The following is a 12,389-nucleotide window of genomic DNA, read 5'->3' as shown; positions in this document are numbered from 1 at the left end:
CCCTCACCAGGCGTAGCGCACGGTGCCCTTGCCGGCGTAGCTGCGGGTGACGTCGGAGAATTCGCCTTCGAAGGTGGCTGCGAGCGACAGGCCGTTTGCGAGCTTCACCTCCGCCGATGCAGTGGTGAGCGCCGCGTCGTGTGCCTGCGCCGCGCCGTTGACCACGAAGCTCGCGCCCGGCAGCGCCTGGAAGGTCGCGGCGACGGCGCGGTCGGCGTTGAAGTCGTGCGCCCACGCTGCGCGGCCGCGCAGGGTCAGGATTGCATCGGTGAACGCGAACGACTTGTCGGCGCGCAGGCCTAGCTCGGAGCGCGTGGCGGTGACGCTCTTCGAAGCGTAGCTTAGCGCAAAGGCATTGGTGCCGGAGAGCGCCTGCTCCGCATAGGCCGGCAGGTCGATGGTGGTGAACTGGGCCGCGGCATAAGGCGTCAGGCCAACGCCGCCGGTCCACGGCGCGATGTATCTGTAGCCGCCTTCGAGACGACCGGACCAGGTGTTGGCGTTGAAGCGCGCCTGCAATTGATCGATGCCGGCGATGGTGACGGTGCGATTGGTCGTCACGTCCTGCCAGCCATAGGCCAGCGCCGCGGTGACATAGGCGGGGCCGCTGTTGTGGCGGACGAAGGCGCCGGCCTGGAACAGATCGGAGCGGCCGGTGCCGCCGTTCGCCACCGAGAAGCTGGTGCCACCGCCGGCGAGCGCGAAGCCCGCGACGGTATAGGGCGAGAACCAGTAATCCGCACCGGCCGTGCCGCCGGCGATGCGGCTGGTGGCAAAGTTGGAGCCGAGCGTCGCGTTGCCGTCGGTGGTTTGCGAACCGCCGAAGCCAGCCGCCCAGACGTTCCAGGGTGACTCGGAGAGCGGAGCCGTCTTGCGATATATCGCGGCATAGGCCTCGCGCTCGGCGCCGGCACGCTTGCGGTTGCCGGCATAAGCGAGCGCATCACTTTCGTCGGCCGCATAACCCGTTGCGCCACCGGACGACGAACGCGGGTCGCCACGCCCGGCCACGAACGGATCGGTCAGCACGCCCATGAACAGGTTCATCGCATCAAAGGTGGTCTGCTGCGTGTCGGTCGCCGTCTCGCCCGAGGCCTGCGTCAGCGCATTGAGCAGAGGTTGACCCGACAGCGCGAACAGCGCGTTGAAGGCGGCCGGCATGGTCGCGCCGCCGGTCAGCGCGTTGTCGATGCCCGCGGCAACGTTCCTCTGATTGATGTTGGCGTTGCCTAGCAGGGCCGGCGACAGCAGCCCGGCATCGAGCGTCAGCAGCACGTCGTTGCCGACATAGGTCAGCCGCGCGTTGCGCGCAAAGCTGGAGGCGGTGAGGAAGTCCACGCCGGAGAAGGCGCCGTTCACCGCGCCCGCCGTCATGATCGTATAGGTCGTCGTCGCCGACACCCGCGCCAGCGGATCCACCACCACCTTGCCGGCGAGATTGGCGGTGGTGGTGACGATGGTCTTGTCGGCACTGCTGCCCGACACCTGCACCAGGTAGGTCGAGGCCGCGGTGAGCGTCAGGCTGCCGCTCACGGTGAAGGTGCCGATCGAATTGCCCGGCGCCAGCGTGCCGCCATTGATCAGCGTGGTGCCGACCGTACCGTTGCCGCCAAGCGTGCCGCCCGCGTTCACCGTCAGGCTCGACGCCGAGGTGAGATCGCCGTTGACGCTTAGAATGCCGCCATTGACGTTGAGGGGCCCTGCAAAGGTGCTGGTGCCGGTGAGCGTCCACACCGAGCTGTCGATCTTGTTGAAGGTGCCGAAGCCCTGATACTGCGCGGCTGCGCCGAGTTGCGAGATGTCGAAGCTTGCCGCCCCCGTGCCGCCGAGCTGGAACGTATCGCTGCCGGTGCCGAGCACGAGGCCCGAGATGACCGAGGCGGGCAGCAGCGTCAGCGTGTTGCCGGTGCCGGCGAACGCAATCGCCGCCGTGCCGCCGCTGATGGTGCCCGCGTTGACGACCGACGAGCCGCCGGCACTGCTGAAAATCCCGTACGTTAAGCCTGCGATGCTGGCGCCGGCATTGTTGGTCACTGCTACGCCGCTGTCAGCAGAAACGGCGTAGCCGACGCCGCCAGCGCTGGCGGAGATGGTGCCTGAGTTGGTGAGATCGATGACGCCGTGGCTCGTAACGCCGAATCTCCCGCCGGTGATGACGCCGCCTGCGTTGTTGATCACCGTCGCGCCGCTGGCGGCACTGATGGCGGCAGTAACGGGTGAAAGCGACTGGGAGGTGATGCTGCCGGAATTGGTCACGTTGGCGGTGCCGAGGGCATGAATTCCGTACTGTCTGCCGGTGATGCTGGCGCCGGCGTTGTTGACCACCTTCGCGGCGGTGGTGGCGCCAATGCCGGTGTTGCTCGTACCGGTGATGCTGCCGGAATTGGTGACGTCGGCGGAGCCGGTGGCGGCAAGAATTCCGTCCGCGCCGCTGATGCTGCCCCCGGTGTTGTTGGTGACCGTTCCGGCCGCGATCCAGATGCCATGGTTGACGGTGCCGGTGACGCTGGCGCCGCTGCCGACATTGACGGTGATTCCGGTTTCGTTGCCAGTGCCGTAGCCGGCGGTGCCGGCACTCGTGCCCGGTGCGCCGCCGCCCTGGTTGGTGGTGGTGCCGGTACAGCTCGCCGTCACGCCATTGGCGGAGGCCGGCGTACAATCCGCATGGGCCGAGGCCATTGCGATCAAGATGAAAAAACCTGCGGACGCCGATCCAACCGCTTGCCGCCGCAGCGACCTCAAGCCAAACAGCATGCCCGCCCACCCGCTCTGCAGCGCCCGGCCTTGTTCGCAACGGACCGGTTCACGCTGTCGTCGATATCAGGGAATGCCCGCCATATGCCGTCCTGCGGGCGCCCGGATGGCCACGGATAGCAGGATTCCATGACACCGTGTGCCCAACGAAGCGCGTATTGCCTCGTCGATGGGCAGACAGCGCCTTCAGGTTGTGTTTTTGCGAATGACTGTTGCAAGAGGTCCACAGCAAAGAGGCCTTGTCGTAGGGACGAAACGGCACATCGCCGGCATGCGCCGCCTCACGGCGGCGGCGGATGAGCAGCGTAGTCCGCCATTCAGGATCACCGTGTTGCACGGAGGGCGCGGGTTACGCGACGCTAACCCGCCCCACGCGCTGTTGCCATACGACACATGCCGTAGGGCCCTACGAAGGGTGCCCCAGCTGCACGTCACGCTCGACTGCAATCCATGTCGTCTTCGCGACGGCCAGCAACCTTCCACCTTCATCGCGCAGCGCGGCCTCGGCGGCGCGCTTGCGGCCGTCGCGGCTGGTTGGCCATGCCGTGATGATGCAGCGCGTGCCGGGGCGCGGGCGGGCTTCGATCCGCGCTGACATCCGGCCGAGCAGGAGTGGCGTCTTGTCGACGGCATTACTCTGCGGGTCGCAATTGCAGGCGAAGCCGGTGGGGCAGTCGAGTGCGGACCACAGAAATTCGGGCGCAACCAGGCCGTCCTCCGCGGCGAGATTTGGATCCGGCGTCCAGCTCGCTGCGAGAACTGGGCTCTGCGAATGGCGTCCGAGCGGTCCGGCGAAAATGCGCAGGCCGTCTCCTTTCGCTCTGGCAGGGCCGCAGACGAAACAGGTCGGCAGCGGATGCTCGTGCGGCTTGACCGGCGTCAGCAGTTCGGCGGCGCAGGCCTCATCAAAACTGGCGGTTTCCAGCCGAACAAGCTCGACACTCACCGCCCGTCCGGTCGCGACGACTTTGGCGCCATCGCGAAGCTCCCATGTGCCGTCGTCCGTTGCGATCGCAGCGAGCGGCGTGTCCAGCGGCGGCGGCGCGCGCAACGTCACCTCGGCGCCGCCAGGAATATGCTGGGCCAGCCGGCCGCAGACATAGCCGCCATTGCCGGAGTTTGGCGGACCGCAAAACCGCTTGTCGATGATGATCTCGGTCAAACCTGTCTTCCTGTCTTGCTCGTTCACGCGCATTCTATCGGATCTTGAGCACAATTCTTCCCTGAACCGTTCGATTGGCCACGGCGCGCATGGCTTCGGCGGCCTCCTCCAAAGGGAGGATGCGGTCGAGGTGCGGGCGGATGCGGTCGTCGGCCAGCAATTGCATCAACGTGTCGTTCATGCGCGCGGCCTCTGCGGAAAATTTCTCCGCCCAGGCGCCGACGAAGACGCCGATGATGGCATAGTTCTTGAGAAGCGGCAGGTTCATCGGGATCGACGGAATAATGCCACTGGTGAAGCCGATCGGCATCAGCCGCCCACCCCAGTTCATCAGCCGGGCCATCTGCTCGAGGATCGCGCCGCCGATATTGTCGAAGCCGACATCGATGCCTTGTCCAGATGTGATCGACTTGATCCGGTCGCGCAGATCCTCGCTGCGATAATTGATGACCTCGCTGGCGCCATAGCTGCGCACCAGCGCGGCCTTGTCGTCGGAGCCGATGCCAGCGATGACGCGCAGGCCGAGATGACGGCCGAGGTCGACGGCAGCGAGCCCGACACCGCCGGCGGCGCCTGTGATCAAAACGGTCTCGCCGCGTTGTGCCCGTGCCCGCTCGACCAGCGCGTAATAGGCGGTGCCGTAATTGTGCAGCACCGTCGCGGCTGCCTCGAACGCGACGCCATCAGGCAAACGTACGCTCTTCGACTCCTTGGCGATCATCCGTTCGGCGTAGCCGCCGGTCCAGCTGCTGCACGCCACACGATCGCCGGGGGCGAATCGAGTGACCTTCCCGCCGATGGCGACGACGACACCGGAGGCCTCCGTGCCCGGCACGAACGGCAGAGGCGGCCGCATCTGATAAAGGCCCGAAACCAGCAGCTGGTCCATGAAGCTCACCGACGCTGCATGGACCTCGATGAGAATCTCGTCATCGGCCGGCTTCGGCTCGTCGATCTCGCTGACGCGCAGGTCAACCGGTCCGGTGAAAGACTTGCAAAGAATCGCTCTCATCGCGGCGCTCCTTCCGTCTGGCGGCGCACGAACAGACGCGGCACCAGCATGGGAACGTGCCGGCGATAGTCCTGGTAGGTCGCACCGAACTCGGCGATCAGATCGCGCTCTTCAAACTGGAGCGCGACCAGGATGTAGGCGGTATTGGCGAGCGCGAACAAGAGATGGCCGGCTGTCATCTCGGGCGTGGCCCAGAACGCGAGCAGGAAGCCCAGCATGAGGGGATGCCGCACGATCTTGTAGAGCAGCGGCGTTCTGAACGATTGGCTTGGCATCTCGGTCCCGCGCCACGCGACAAGGGCCTGGCGCAGGCCGAATAGATCGAAATGATCGATCATGTGGGTCGAGGCGAACGCAATCAGCCAGCCGAGCCAATGCACGGCGATCAGCAACCAGGCCGCACGTCCGCTCGTCTGCCAGATCGGTGTCGGGATCGGGCGCCACTGCCAGAACAGCAAAAGGAGGATCAGGCTGGAGAGCAGCACATAGGTGCTGCGTTGGCAGGAAGCGGGAAGGAATTTGGCCGACCATCGTTTGAACGCAGGACGCGCCATGATGCTGTGCTGGATGGCAAACAGGCTCATCAGCAGCAAATTGACGATGATGGCCGCGGCCAAATTCGAGGGGGGGCCGGCGTCGATCGACTTGTCGATTGACTTGGGCACGACATAATTGCCGACGAAACCGAGCGAATAAAGAAATGAGATCGTGAACAGAGCGTAGCTCACGAGGGCGTAGAGCAGGATCAGGGCGCGCGAGACCATGTTTTTTCCTATTGTGCCTGAAGCAGCGGGGCCGCATGCAGGAGCTTGAACCGCCCGCAGGCGAAGGGACTCGATCTGGGCCGATGGCTAACGCGCGACCGTCCCCTGTGCGTCCCCCGAGCGGAGGAAGGATTCCATGACGGCTTTCTTGCTTGGGACGTTCGGGTTCCCCGAGGTCTATGCCGACGGTCGACCGATCAAGCTGGCTTTGCGCAAGGGGCTCGCGCTGCTGGTCTATCTCGCGGAGGCCAGGGGCGCCGTTGCGCGGGATGTCATGGCCACGTGGCTGTGGCCCGAGGCTGACCGCGAGACCGGGCTGGCACGATTGCGGCGCTTGCTTCATCGCATCGAGCTTGCGCTCGGCCAGCCAGTTTTCGAGACCGACCGCACCAGCGTGCGATGGTCGCCGGACATCGAGCTGAAGGTCGACACGCATCTGTTCGAGAACGCCTGCGACCGCGGTGCGTTTGAAGAAGGCTGTCAGATCTATCGCGGCGACTTCCTGGCGGGCTTCTCGCCGGAGGACTCTGCCGAATTCGACGATTGGGCGTTCTTTCGCCGCGAGGCGCTGCGGGGGCGACTCGTGCATGCGCTGGAGCGGCTCGTGCAGGACAAGAATGCCGCCGGCGATCATTTTGCGGCGACCGCGCATGCGGGACGCCTGGTCGAGCTCGATCCGCTCAGCGAAGTCTATGGCCGGCACCTGATCCGCAGCCTGCTGCTGGCCGGCGACCGCAGCGCGGCGGAACGGCACCACGCGGCGCTGACGCAGCGGCTGCGCGACGAGCTTGGCGTTGCGCCGGAAGCCGAGACCGAAGCGCTGATGAGCCGCGCGGCTGCACCGCATGCGGTTCCGACGACGCGCTACGTCAAGGGCGCGGGCGTGCACCTGGCGTATCAGACTTACGGCAGCGGTCCGCTCGATATCCTGGTCATGCCCGGCTTCGTCTCGCATGTGGAGCGTGCTTGGGAGCATCCCGCGAGCCGGACCTTCCTGGCATCGTTGATGAAGCTCGGGCGCCTCATCGTGTTCGATCGCCGCGGCATCGGGCTGTCCGACCGCGTCGGCTCGGCGCCGAATATCGATGTCACTGCGGAGGATATAGGAACGGTGCTGAGCGCGGTGAATTCGCGCCGCGTCGTGCTGTTCGGCGCCTCCGAATGCGGGCCGGCCTGCATCAAATTTGCGGTCGATGATCCCAGCCGCGTCGCCGGGCTCATTCTGTTCGGCGCATTGGCAAAAGGCTGCTGGGCAGAAGACTATCCGCATGCGCTGCGCGCCAGCCAATATGATGCCTGGTGCAAGCATCTCATCGCGCAATGGGGCGGCCCGGTCGGGATCGAAGCCTTTGCGCCGAGCCTTGCAGGCGATCCGCAGGCGCGCGCCTGGTGGGCGGGGCTGTTGCGCGCCGCATCCAGTCCCGGCGGCATCTCGGCTGTGCTCGAGGCATTTCGCGACGCCGACGTGCGTGCTCTGCTGCCGCAAATCGCCGTGCCGACACTGGTGCTGCACCGGCGCGACGACAAGGCCGTGCGCATCGCGGCCGGCCGCGACGTGGCGAGCCGGATCAGGGATGCGCAATTCGTCGAGCTCGACGGCAACGATCACTGGTTCTTTGCCGGCGATCAGCAGCCGGTGCTGAAGGCGATCAGGCGGTTTACGGAAACTCTGAAACCCTAAGCCTCATTTATTGGCACGTTTCGTGCCTCCGAAAGCGGCAGGCCCGTCACATGCCTGACCAAGGGAGACCCTGACATGAAACGCGAAGACCTCACCGAGAAGCTGCTCGACATCAAGCGCGAGAAGGGCTGGAGCTGGAAATACATCTGCGAGAAGATCGGCGGTTACTCCGAGGTGCTGATCGTCGGCGCGATCATGGGGCAGATGAAGCTGACGAAGCCGCAAGCTGCGAATGCCGGCGAGCTGTTCGGCCTGTCGAAGACCGAGACTGCGATGCTCAACGAGGTGCCCATGCGCGGCACCGGCACGCCGATGCCGCCGACCGATCCCCTGATCTACCGCTTCTACGAGATGGTGATGGTGAACGGCCCCGCCTGGAAGGCGCTGATCGAGGAAGAGTTCGGCGACGGCATCATGTCGGCGATCGACTTCGATATGGCCATCGAGCGCGTCGCCAACCCGAAGGGCGATCGCGTCAAGATCACGATGTCAGGCAAATTCCTGCCGTACAAATATTACGGCGCCAGCGGCAACGTGCCGGAGTACGGCTTCAAAGAGGGCGAATAGCGAATTGCGAGTAGCGAATGGAATCAGCTCCATTCGCTATTCGCTGCTCACCATTCGCTTACAGGATCGCGCCCGGCGTGTACTTGGCCGCTTCAGGCTTCGCTTTCGCCAGCGCGTCAACCTGCTCGGCGAAGTAGTCGACCTGGGCGCCGGCATCGCCGGAATTGGCGCGACCGTGATCGAGCACGCGCTGCAGCTCGGCTTCGCTCAAGCCGAGACGCTGATCGGCGGCGAGTCGCTGCAGCAAATCGTTCTGCGCGATCTTGCCGGTGCGCAGGTCGCGAATGGCGGCGACCGCGTGCTCCTTGATCGCCTCGTGCGCGCCTTCGCGCCCCGAGCCCTTCTTCACCGCTTCCATCATCACCGTGGTGGTCAGCAGGAAAGGGAGATAGCGGTTGAGCTCGGTCGCGACGACGGCGTCGAACACTTCCATCTGGTCGAGCACGGAGAGCAGGGTCTCGAGCAGGCCGTCCATGGCGAGGAAGGCATCCGGCAGCATCACGCGACGGACCACCGAGCAGGAGACGTCGCCTTCGTTCCATTGATCGCCGGCGAGGCCTGCGGCCATGGCGAGATAGCCCTTCAGCACGACATGCAGGCCGTTGATGCGCTCGCAGGAGCGGCTGTTCATCTTGTGCGGCATCGCGGACGAGCCGACCTGGCCCTTGGCAAAGCCTTCGCTGGCGAGCTCGTGGCCCGCCATGAGGCGAATGGTCTTGGCGAAATTGCCGGGACCGCTGGCGAGCTCGGTGAGGACGCTGACCGCGCGGAAGTCGAGGCTGCGCGGATAGACCTGGCCGACCGCATCAAAGCTCTTGGGCAGACCCAGGTGCTTGAGGATTTGCTGTTCGAGCGCGCGCGCCTTGCCGGCATCGCCATTGAACAGCGTGATCTGATCGAGCCGGGTGCCGACCGCGCCCTTCAGGCCGCGCGCGGGATAGGTGTCGAGCACGTTGACCAGGCTCTGATGCGAAACCAGCATCTCCTCGCCGAACATGGCGATACGCTTGCCGAGCGTCGTGACCTGCGCGGCCACGTTGTGCGTGCGCGCCGTGAAAGGCATGTCGCGTAATTGCTTGGCGTGCTTCGCAAAGCGAATGAGCGCGGCGATGCTCTTGGTTTCGATCAGCTGCAGCCCGCGATAGACCTGCAGCTGCTCCACGTTCTCGGTGAGGTCGCGGCTGGTCATGCCCTTGTGCAGGTGCTCGTGACCGGCGAGATCGCAGAACTCCTCGATCCGCGCCTTGACGTCGTGGCGGGTGATGCGCTCGCGCCGCATGATGGAGTCCAGGTCGACCTGGTCCTTCACGCGCTCGTAGGCCTCGATCACGCCATCGGGCACCGGGATACCGAGATCGCGCTGGCCTTTCAGCACGGCGATCCAGTAGTCGCGTTCGAGGCGAACCTTGCCTTCACCGCTCCAGATGGCGCGCATGGCGGGCGAGGCATAGCGTTGGGCGAGGACGTTGGAAATGTGATCTTGGCGGTTTTCTTGGGACATGCCGCCCATTTGGCATTGCCAGGAGCCGGCTGCAAGCCCGAGAGGGCGAGCGGCGGAGGCCTTCCAAGGCCATCCACCGCCCGCTGTTAAGCTTACTTCCCGGCCTTCACCTCGGCGGCCGCGACCGCGATCAATTCGCTCATCTTGGCGCGAATCGCCTGTTCGGTGAGGGCGACGTTCCTGGCGGCGAAATCGGTCATGACCTTGCGCAGGACGTCGCCGTCGCCGGCTTCCTCGAAATCGGCCGCGACCACTTCCTTGGCGTAGGCGGTGGCAGCTTCGCCGGTGATTCCGAGCTTTTCGGCCGCCCACAGCCCCAGCAGCCGGTTGCGGCGGGCCCCCGCCTTGAATTTCTGCTCCTCGTCGAGGGCGAACTTCTTCTCAAAGCCTTCCTCGCGCTTGTCGAATTCGCTCATGCGTCTTCCAATTCCTTAAGCTGACTGGGGCGTGGCGCCCTCGTTGCGAGAGGCCCGGCGCATGCCTAGATAGGGGGCACGAATCGGTGAAACAACGAGCCGTAAAGCCGCAGGCAAGATGGTATAAGTCAGCGTCGGATGGGCCGGATCGATTGTGCTGGGACAGCCAATCGGATAGGTTGCCTAAAGGCTTGGTTCCCGTTCTGTTTCCAAGGATTCGGATGGGGTTCCAGGCCGTTCACGGCAGCTCCGCTGTGGGTCGTAACCTGGTAACCGGAGCACACCAAATACATGGATTTCAACAAAACACGGTACATCCCAATGAGCCGTCGGCGTCGCATTTATGAAGGCAAGGCAAAGGTTCTTTACGAAGGTCCGGAGCCCGGTACCCTGATCCAGCACTTCAAGGATGACGCCACCGCGTTCAATGCGAAGAAGCATCAGGTCATCGAGGGCAAGGGTGTCCTCAACAACCGGATCTCGGAGTACCTGTTTCAGCACCTCAACGACATCGGGGTGCCGACCCACTTCATCCGCCGCCTCAACATGCGCGAGCAGTTGATTCGCGAGGTCGAGATCGTGCCGCTCGAGGTGGTGGTGCGGAACGTCGCCGCCGGCTCGCTGTCGCAGCGCCTCGGCATCGAGGAGGGCACCCAGCTGCCCCGTTCGATCATCGAATTCTACTACAAGAACGACCAGCTCAACGACCCCATGGTGTCGGAAGAGCACATCACCGCCTTCGGCTGGGCCACGCCGCAGGAGATCGACGACATCATGGCGCTCGCCATCCGTGTCAACGACTTCCTCACCGGCCTCTTCCTCGGCATCGGCATCCGCCTCGTCGACTTCAAGATGGAGTGCGGCCGGCTGTTCGAGAACGAGATGATGCGCATCATCGTCGCCGACGAGATCTCGCCGGACAGCTGCCGGCTGTGGGACATCAAGTCGAACGAGAAGCTCGACAAGGATCGTTTCCGCCGCGACCTGGGCGGGCTGCTCGAGGCTTACACGGAAGTTGCAAAACGTCTCGGCATCCTCATGGAGAACGAGCGTCCGCAGGGCACCGGTCCGGTGCTGGTGAAGAGCTAAGAGGGATTTGACGTGAAGGCACGTGTTACCGTTACCCTGAAGACCGGCATCCTCGATCCGCAGGGCAAGGCCATCGAAGGCGCGCTGAAGTCGCTCGGCGTCGACGGCGTCGCCAGCGTCCGCCAGGGCAAGGTGTTCGACATCGAGCTCGCCGGCGCCGACAAGGCCAAGGCGGAAGCCGCGCTGAAGGACGCCGCCGACAAGCTGCTCGCCAACACTGTGATCGAGAACTATCGGGTCGAGATCGTCTGACGTCAGCGCGCCGGCGCTGGCGTCAGAGCCACCCGACGCGGCGGAAGCGCCAGTACAATGCAAGGCAGGCGAGCGCCATCATCCCCATGACGACGAAATAGCTGTACTCCCATTGCAGCTCGGGAATGTACTTGAAGTTCATCCCGTAGATGCCGGCGACTGCGGTGGGCACGGCGAGGATCGCGAGCCAGGAGGCGAGCTTCTTCGACACCGCCGTCTCCTGCGCCTGGCCGACCAGCAGGCTCGCCTCGAAGGCGAAGGCCAGCACCTCGCGCATGGAATCGATGCGCTCCTGGATGTTGCGGACGTGATCGGTGACGTCGCGGAACAGGGTCTGCATTGCCGGTCGCACCATCGACAGCTCGTCATGCTCCAGCCGGCGGCAGACTTCGACCAGGGGCCCGATGGCATTGCGGAGGCGCAACAGGTCGCGGCGCAGCATGTACAGCCGCTCGATCTGCGCCTTGGTGATGGCATTCGCGAGCACGTAATCCTCGATCTCCTCGACCTCCTCGTGAATGCTCTCGAGCACGGGAGAGTAGTTGTCGACGATGAAATCGAGGATCGCATAGAGGATATAGTCCTCGCCGCGCGCCAGCGCCCGCGGGCAGCTCTCGCAGCGTTCGCGCACCGCCGTGTAGGAGGTCGAGGCGCCATGACGGACCGTCACCAGATAGCCGTCCCCGATGAAGATGTGGGTCTCGCCGAAGGCGATGCGGCCCTCGATCAATTGTGCCGTGCGCGCGACGATGAACAGGGCCTCGCCATATTGCTCGATCTTGGGCCGCTGATGGGCGTTGTTGGCGTCCTCGATGGCGAGCTCATGCAGGTCGAACTGCTTTTGCACCGCGCCGAGCAGCGTCATGTCGGGCTCGTGCAGCCCGATCCAGACCACATGGCCGGGCTTGGCCCGCCAGCTCGACGCCTCGCTGATGGCGATGTTGGCGACGCGCCGGCCATCGACATAGGCGCCGGCCGCGACGACGCCCGCGGCGGACACCGGTTCGGACTGGGATGCGGGTCGCGACGGGACATTCATGGCTTCAATCCCGGGCAAAATCGTTCGGCAAAACAGCCGTGGCTATGGCCTGTGTACAAGGCCGCCCGGCGAGGCTAGCACTGGTAAAATTCCCGTCAAATGGCTATGTCTCTTCACGATTTGGCCCGTGGGCCAACCCGATTCCTGCCACC

Annotated in this window: 11 protein-coding genes; 4 read left to right on the top strand and 7 right to left on the bottom strand. The window is 64.7% G+C overall.

Features of this window, described 5'->3' with window-relative positions:
• Window positions 1-3 precede the first annotated feature (3 nt).
• From K3F49_RS02870 to mddA, 4 genes are all read right to left on the bottom strand, one after another.
• Entirely contained in the window at window positions 4-2,679 is a 2,676-nt protein-coding gene (locus K3F49_RS02870) for an autotransporter outer membrane beta-barrel domain-containing protein (protein ID WP_234680559.1), read from the bottom strand.
• 481 nt (window positions 2,680-3,160) lie between these two features.
• The gene (locus tag K3F49_RS02865; protein ID WP_234679382.1) at window positions 3,161-3,916 is read right to left on the bottom strand and encodes a PaaI family thioesterase; all 756 of its coding nucleotides are present in this window, start codon (window positions 3,914-3,916) and stop codon (window positions 3,161-3,163) included.
• Between the two features lie 34 nt (window positions 3,917-3,950).
• Window positions 3,951-4,928 carry an NADPH:quinone oxidoreductase family protein gene (locus tag K3F49_RS02860; RefSeq protein ID WP_234679380.1) on the bottom strand — a complete coding sequence of 326 codons (978 nt, stop codon included), beginning with the start codon at window positions 4,926-4,928 and terminating at the stop codon, window positions 3,951-3,953.
• Window positions 4,925-5,692 (bottom strand): methanethiol S-methyltransferase, encoded by a 768-nt coding sequence (mddA, locus tag K3F49_RS02855; RefSeq protein ID WP_234679378.1) that lies wholly within the window; start codon window positions 5,690-5,692, stop codon window positions 4,925-4,927. Before mddA ends, K3F49_RS02860 begins: the two co-directional genes overlap by 4 nt.
• A 136-nt stretch (window positions 5,693-5,828) precedes the next feature.
• Here mddA and K3F49_RS02850 point away from each other — a divergent pair, with 136 nt between their 5' ends.
• Complete coding sequence (locus K3F49_RS02850) at window positions 5,829-7,373, top strand: alpha/beta fold hydrolase (protein WP_234679376.1); 1,545 nt, start codon at window positions 5,829-5,831, stop codon at window positions 7,371-7,373.
• Between the two features lie 75 nt (window positions 7,374-7,448).
• A complete protein-coding gene (gene cynS, locus K3F49_RS02845; protein ID WP_234679374.1) occupies window positions 7,449-7,940 on the top strand; it encodes a cyanase in 492 nt (163 codons plus the stop codon).
• 58 nt (window positions 7,941-7,998) lie between these two features.
• On the opposite strand, the gene purB is transcribed toward cynS, so the two are convergent.
• Window positions 7,999-9,441, bottom strand: coding sequence for an adenylosuccinate lyase (purB, locus tag K3F49_RS02840; protein ID WP_234679372.1), 1,443 nt, complete (start codon window positions 9,439-9,441; stop codon window positions 7,999-8,001).
• Window positions 9,442-9,533: 92 nt separating this feature from the next.
• On the bottom strand, window positions 9,534-9,857 hold the full coding sequence (locus K3F49_RS02835) for a DUF1476 domain-containing protein (RefSeq protein WP_234679370.1): 324 nt from the start codon (window positions 9,855-9,857) through the stop codon (window positions 9,534-9,536).
• Window positions 9,858-10,178: 321 nt separating this feature from the next.
• Here K3F49_RS02835 and purC point away from each other — a divergent pair, with 321 nt between their 5' ends.
• Together purC and purS are read left to right on the top strand one after the other, a co-directional pair.
• Window positions 10,179-10,946 carry a phosphoribosylaminoimidazolesuccinocarboxamide synthase gene (purC, locus tag K3F49_RS02830; RefSeq protein WP_172782948.1) on the top strand — a complete coding sequence of 256 codons (768 nt, stop codon included), beginning with the start codon at window positions 10,179-10,181 and terminating at the stop codon, window positions 10,944-10,946.
• Window positions 10,947-10,958: 12 nt separating this feature from the next.
• A complete protein-coding gene (purS, locus tag K3F49_RS02825; protein ID WP_148773046.1) occupies window positions 10,959-11,198 on the top strand; it encodes a phosphoribosylformylglycinamidine synthase subunit PurS in 240 nt (79 codons plus the stop codon).
• Between the two features lie 22 nt (window positions 11,199-11,220).
• On the opposite strand, the gene corA is transcribed toward purS, so the two are convergent.
• Window positions 11,221-12,237, bottom strand: coding sequence for a magnesium/cobalt transporter CorA (gene corA, locus K3F49_RS02820; RefSeq protein ID WP_234679368.1), 1,017 nt, complete (start codon window positions 12,235-12,237; stop codon window positions 11,221-11,223).
• Window positions 12,238-12,389: the final 152 nt, after the last annotated feature.

The organism is Bradyrhizobium monzae, assembly GCF_021458635.1.
In the GTDB taxonomy this organism is placed as follows: domain Bacteria; phylum Pseudomonadota; class Alphaproteobacteria; order Rhizobiales; family Xanthobacteraceae; genus Bradyrhizobium.
Note: the sequence above shows the minus strand (reverse complement) of the source record. Positions and strands in the feature narration are given on the sequence as shown.

Bases quoted from the DNA above. Each gene is read 5' to 3' on its own strand.
- K3F49_RS02870 (WP_234680559.1), bottom strand. From the start codon at position 2,679: ATGGCCTCGGCCCATGCGGATTGTACGCCGGCCTCCGCCAATGGCGTG.
- K3F49_RS02860 (WP_234679380.1), bottom strand. From the start codon at position 4,928: ATGAGAGCGATTCTTTGCAAGTCTTTCACCGGACCGGTTGACCTGCGC.
- mddA (WP_234679378.1), bottom strand. From the start codon at position 5,692: ATGGTCTCGCGCGCCCTGATCCTGCTCTACGCCCTCGTGAGCTACGCT.
- K3F49_RS02850 (WP_234679376.1), top strand. From the start codon at position 5,829: ATGACGGCTTTCTTGCTTGGGACGTTCGGGTTCCCCGAGGTCTATGCC.
- cynS (WP_234679374.1), top strand. From the start codon at position 7,449: ATGAAACGCGAAGACCTCACCGAGAAGCTGCTCGACATCAAGCGCGAG.
- purB (WP_234679372.1), bottom strand. From the start codon at position 9,441: ATGTCCCAAGAAAACCGCCAAGATCACATTTCCAACGTCCTCGCCCAA.
- K3F49_RS02835 (WP_234679370.1), bottom strand. From the start codon at position 9,857: ATGAGCGAATTCGACAAGCGCGAGGAAGGCTTTGAGAAGAAGTTCGCC.
- purC (WP_172782948.1), top strand. From the start codon at position 10,179: ATGAGCCGTCGGCGTCGCATTTATGAAGGCAAGGCAAAGGTTCTTTAC.
- corA (WP_234679368.1), bottom strand. From the start codon at position 12,237: ATGAATGTCCCGTCGCGACCCGCATCCCAGTCCGAACCGGTGTCCGCC.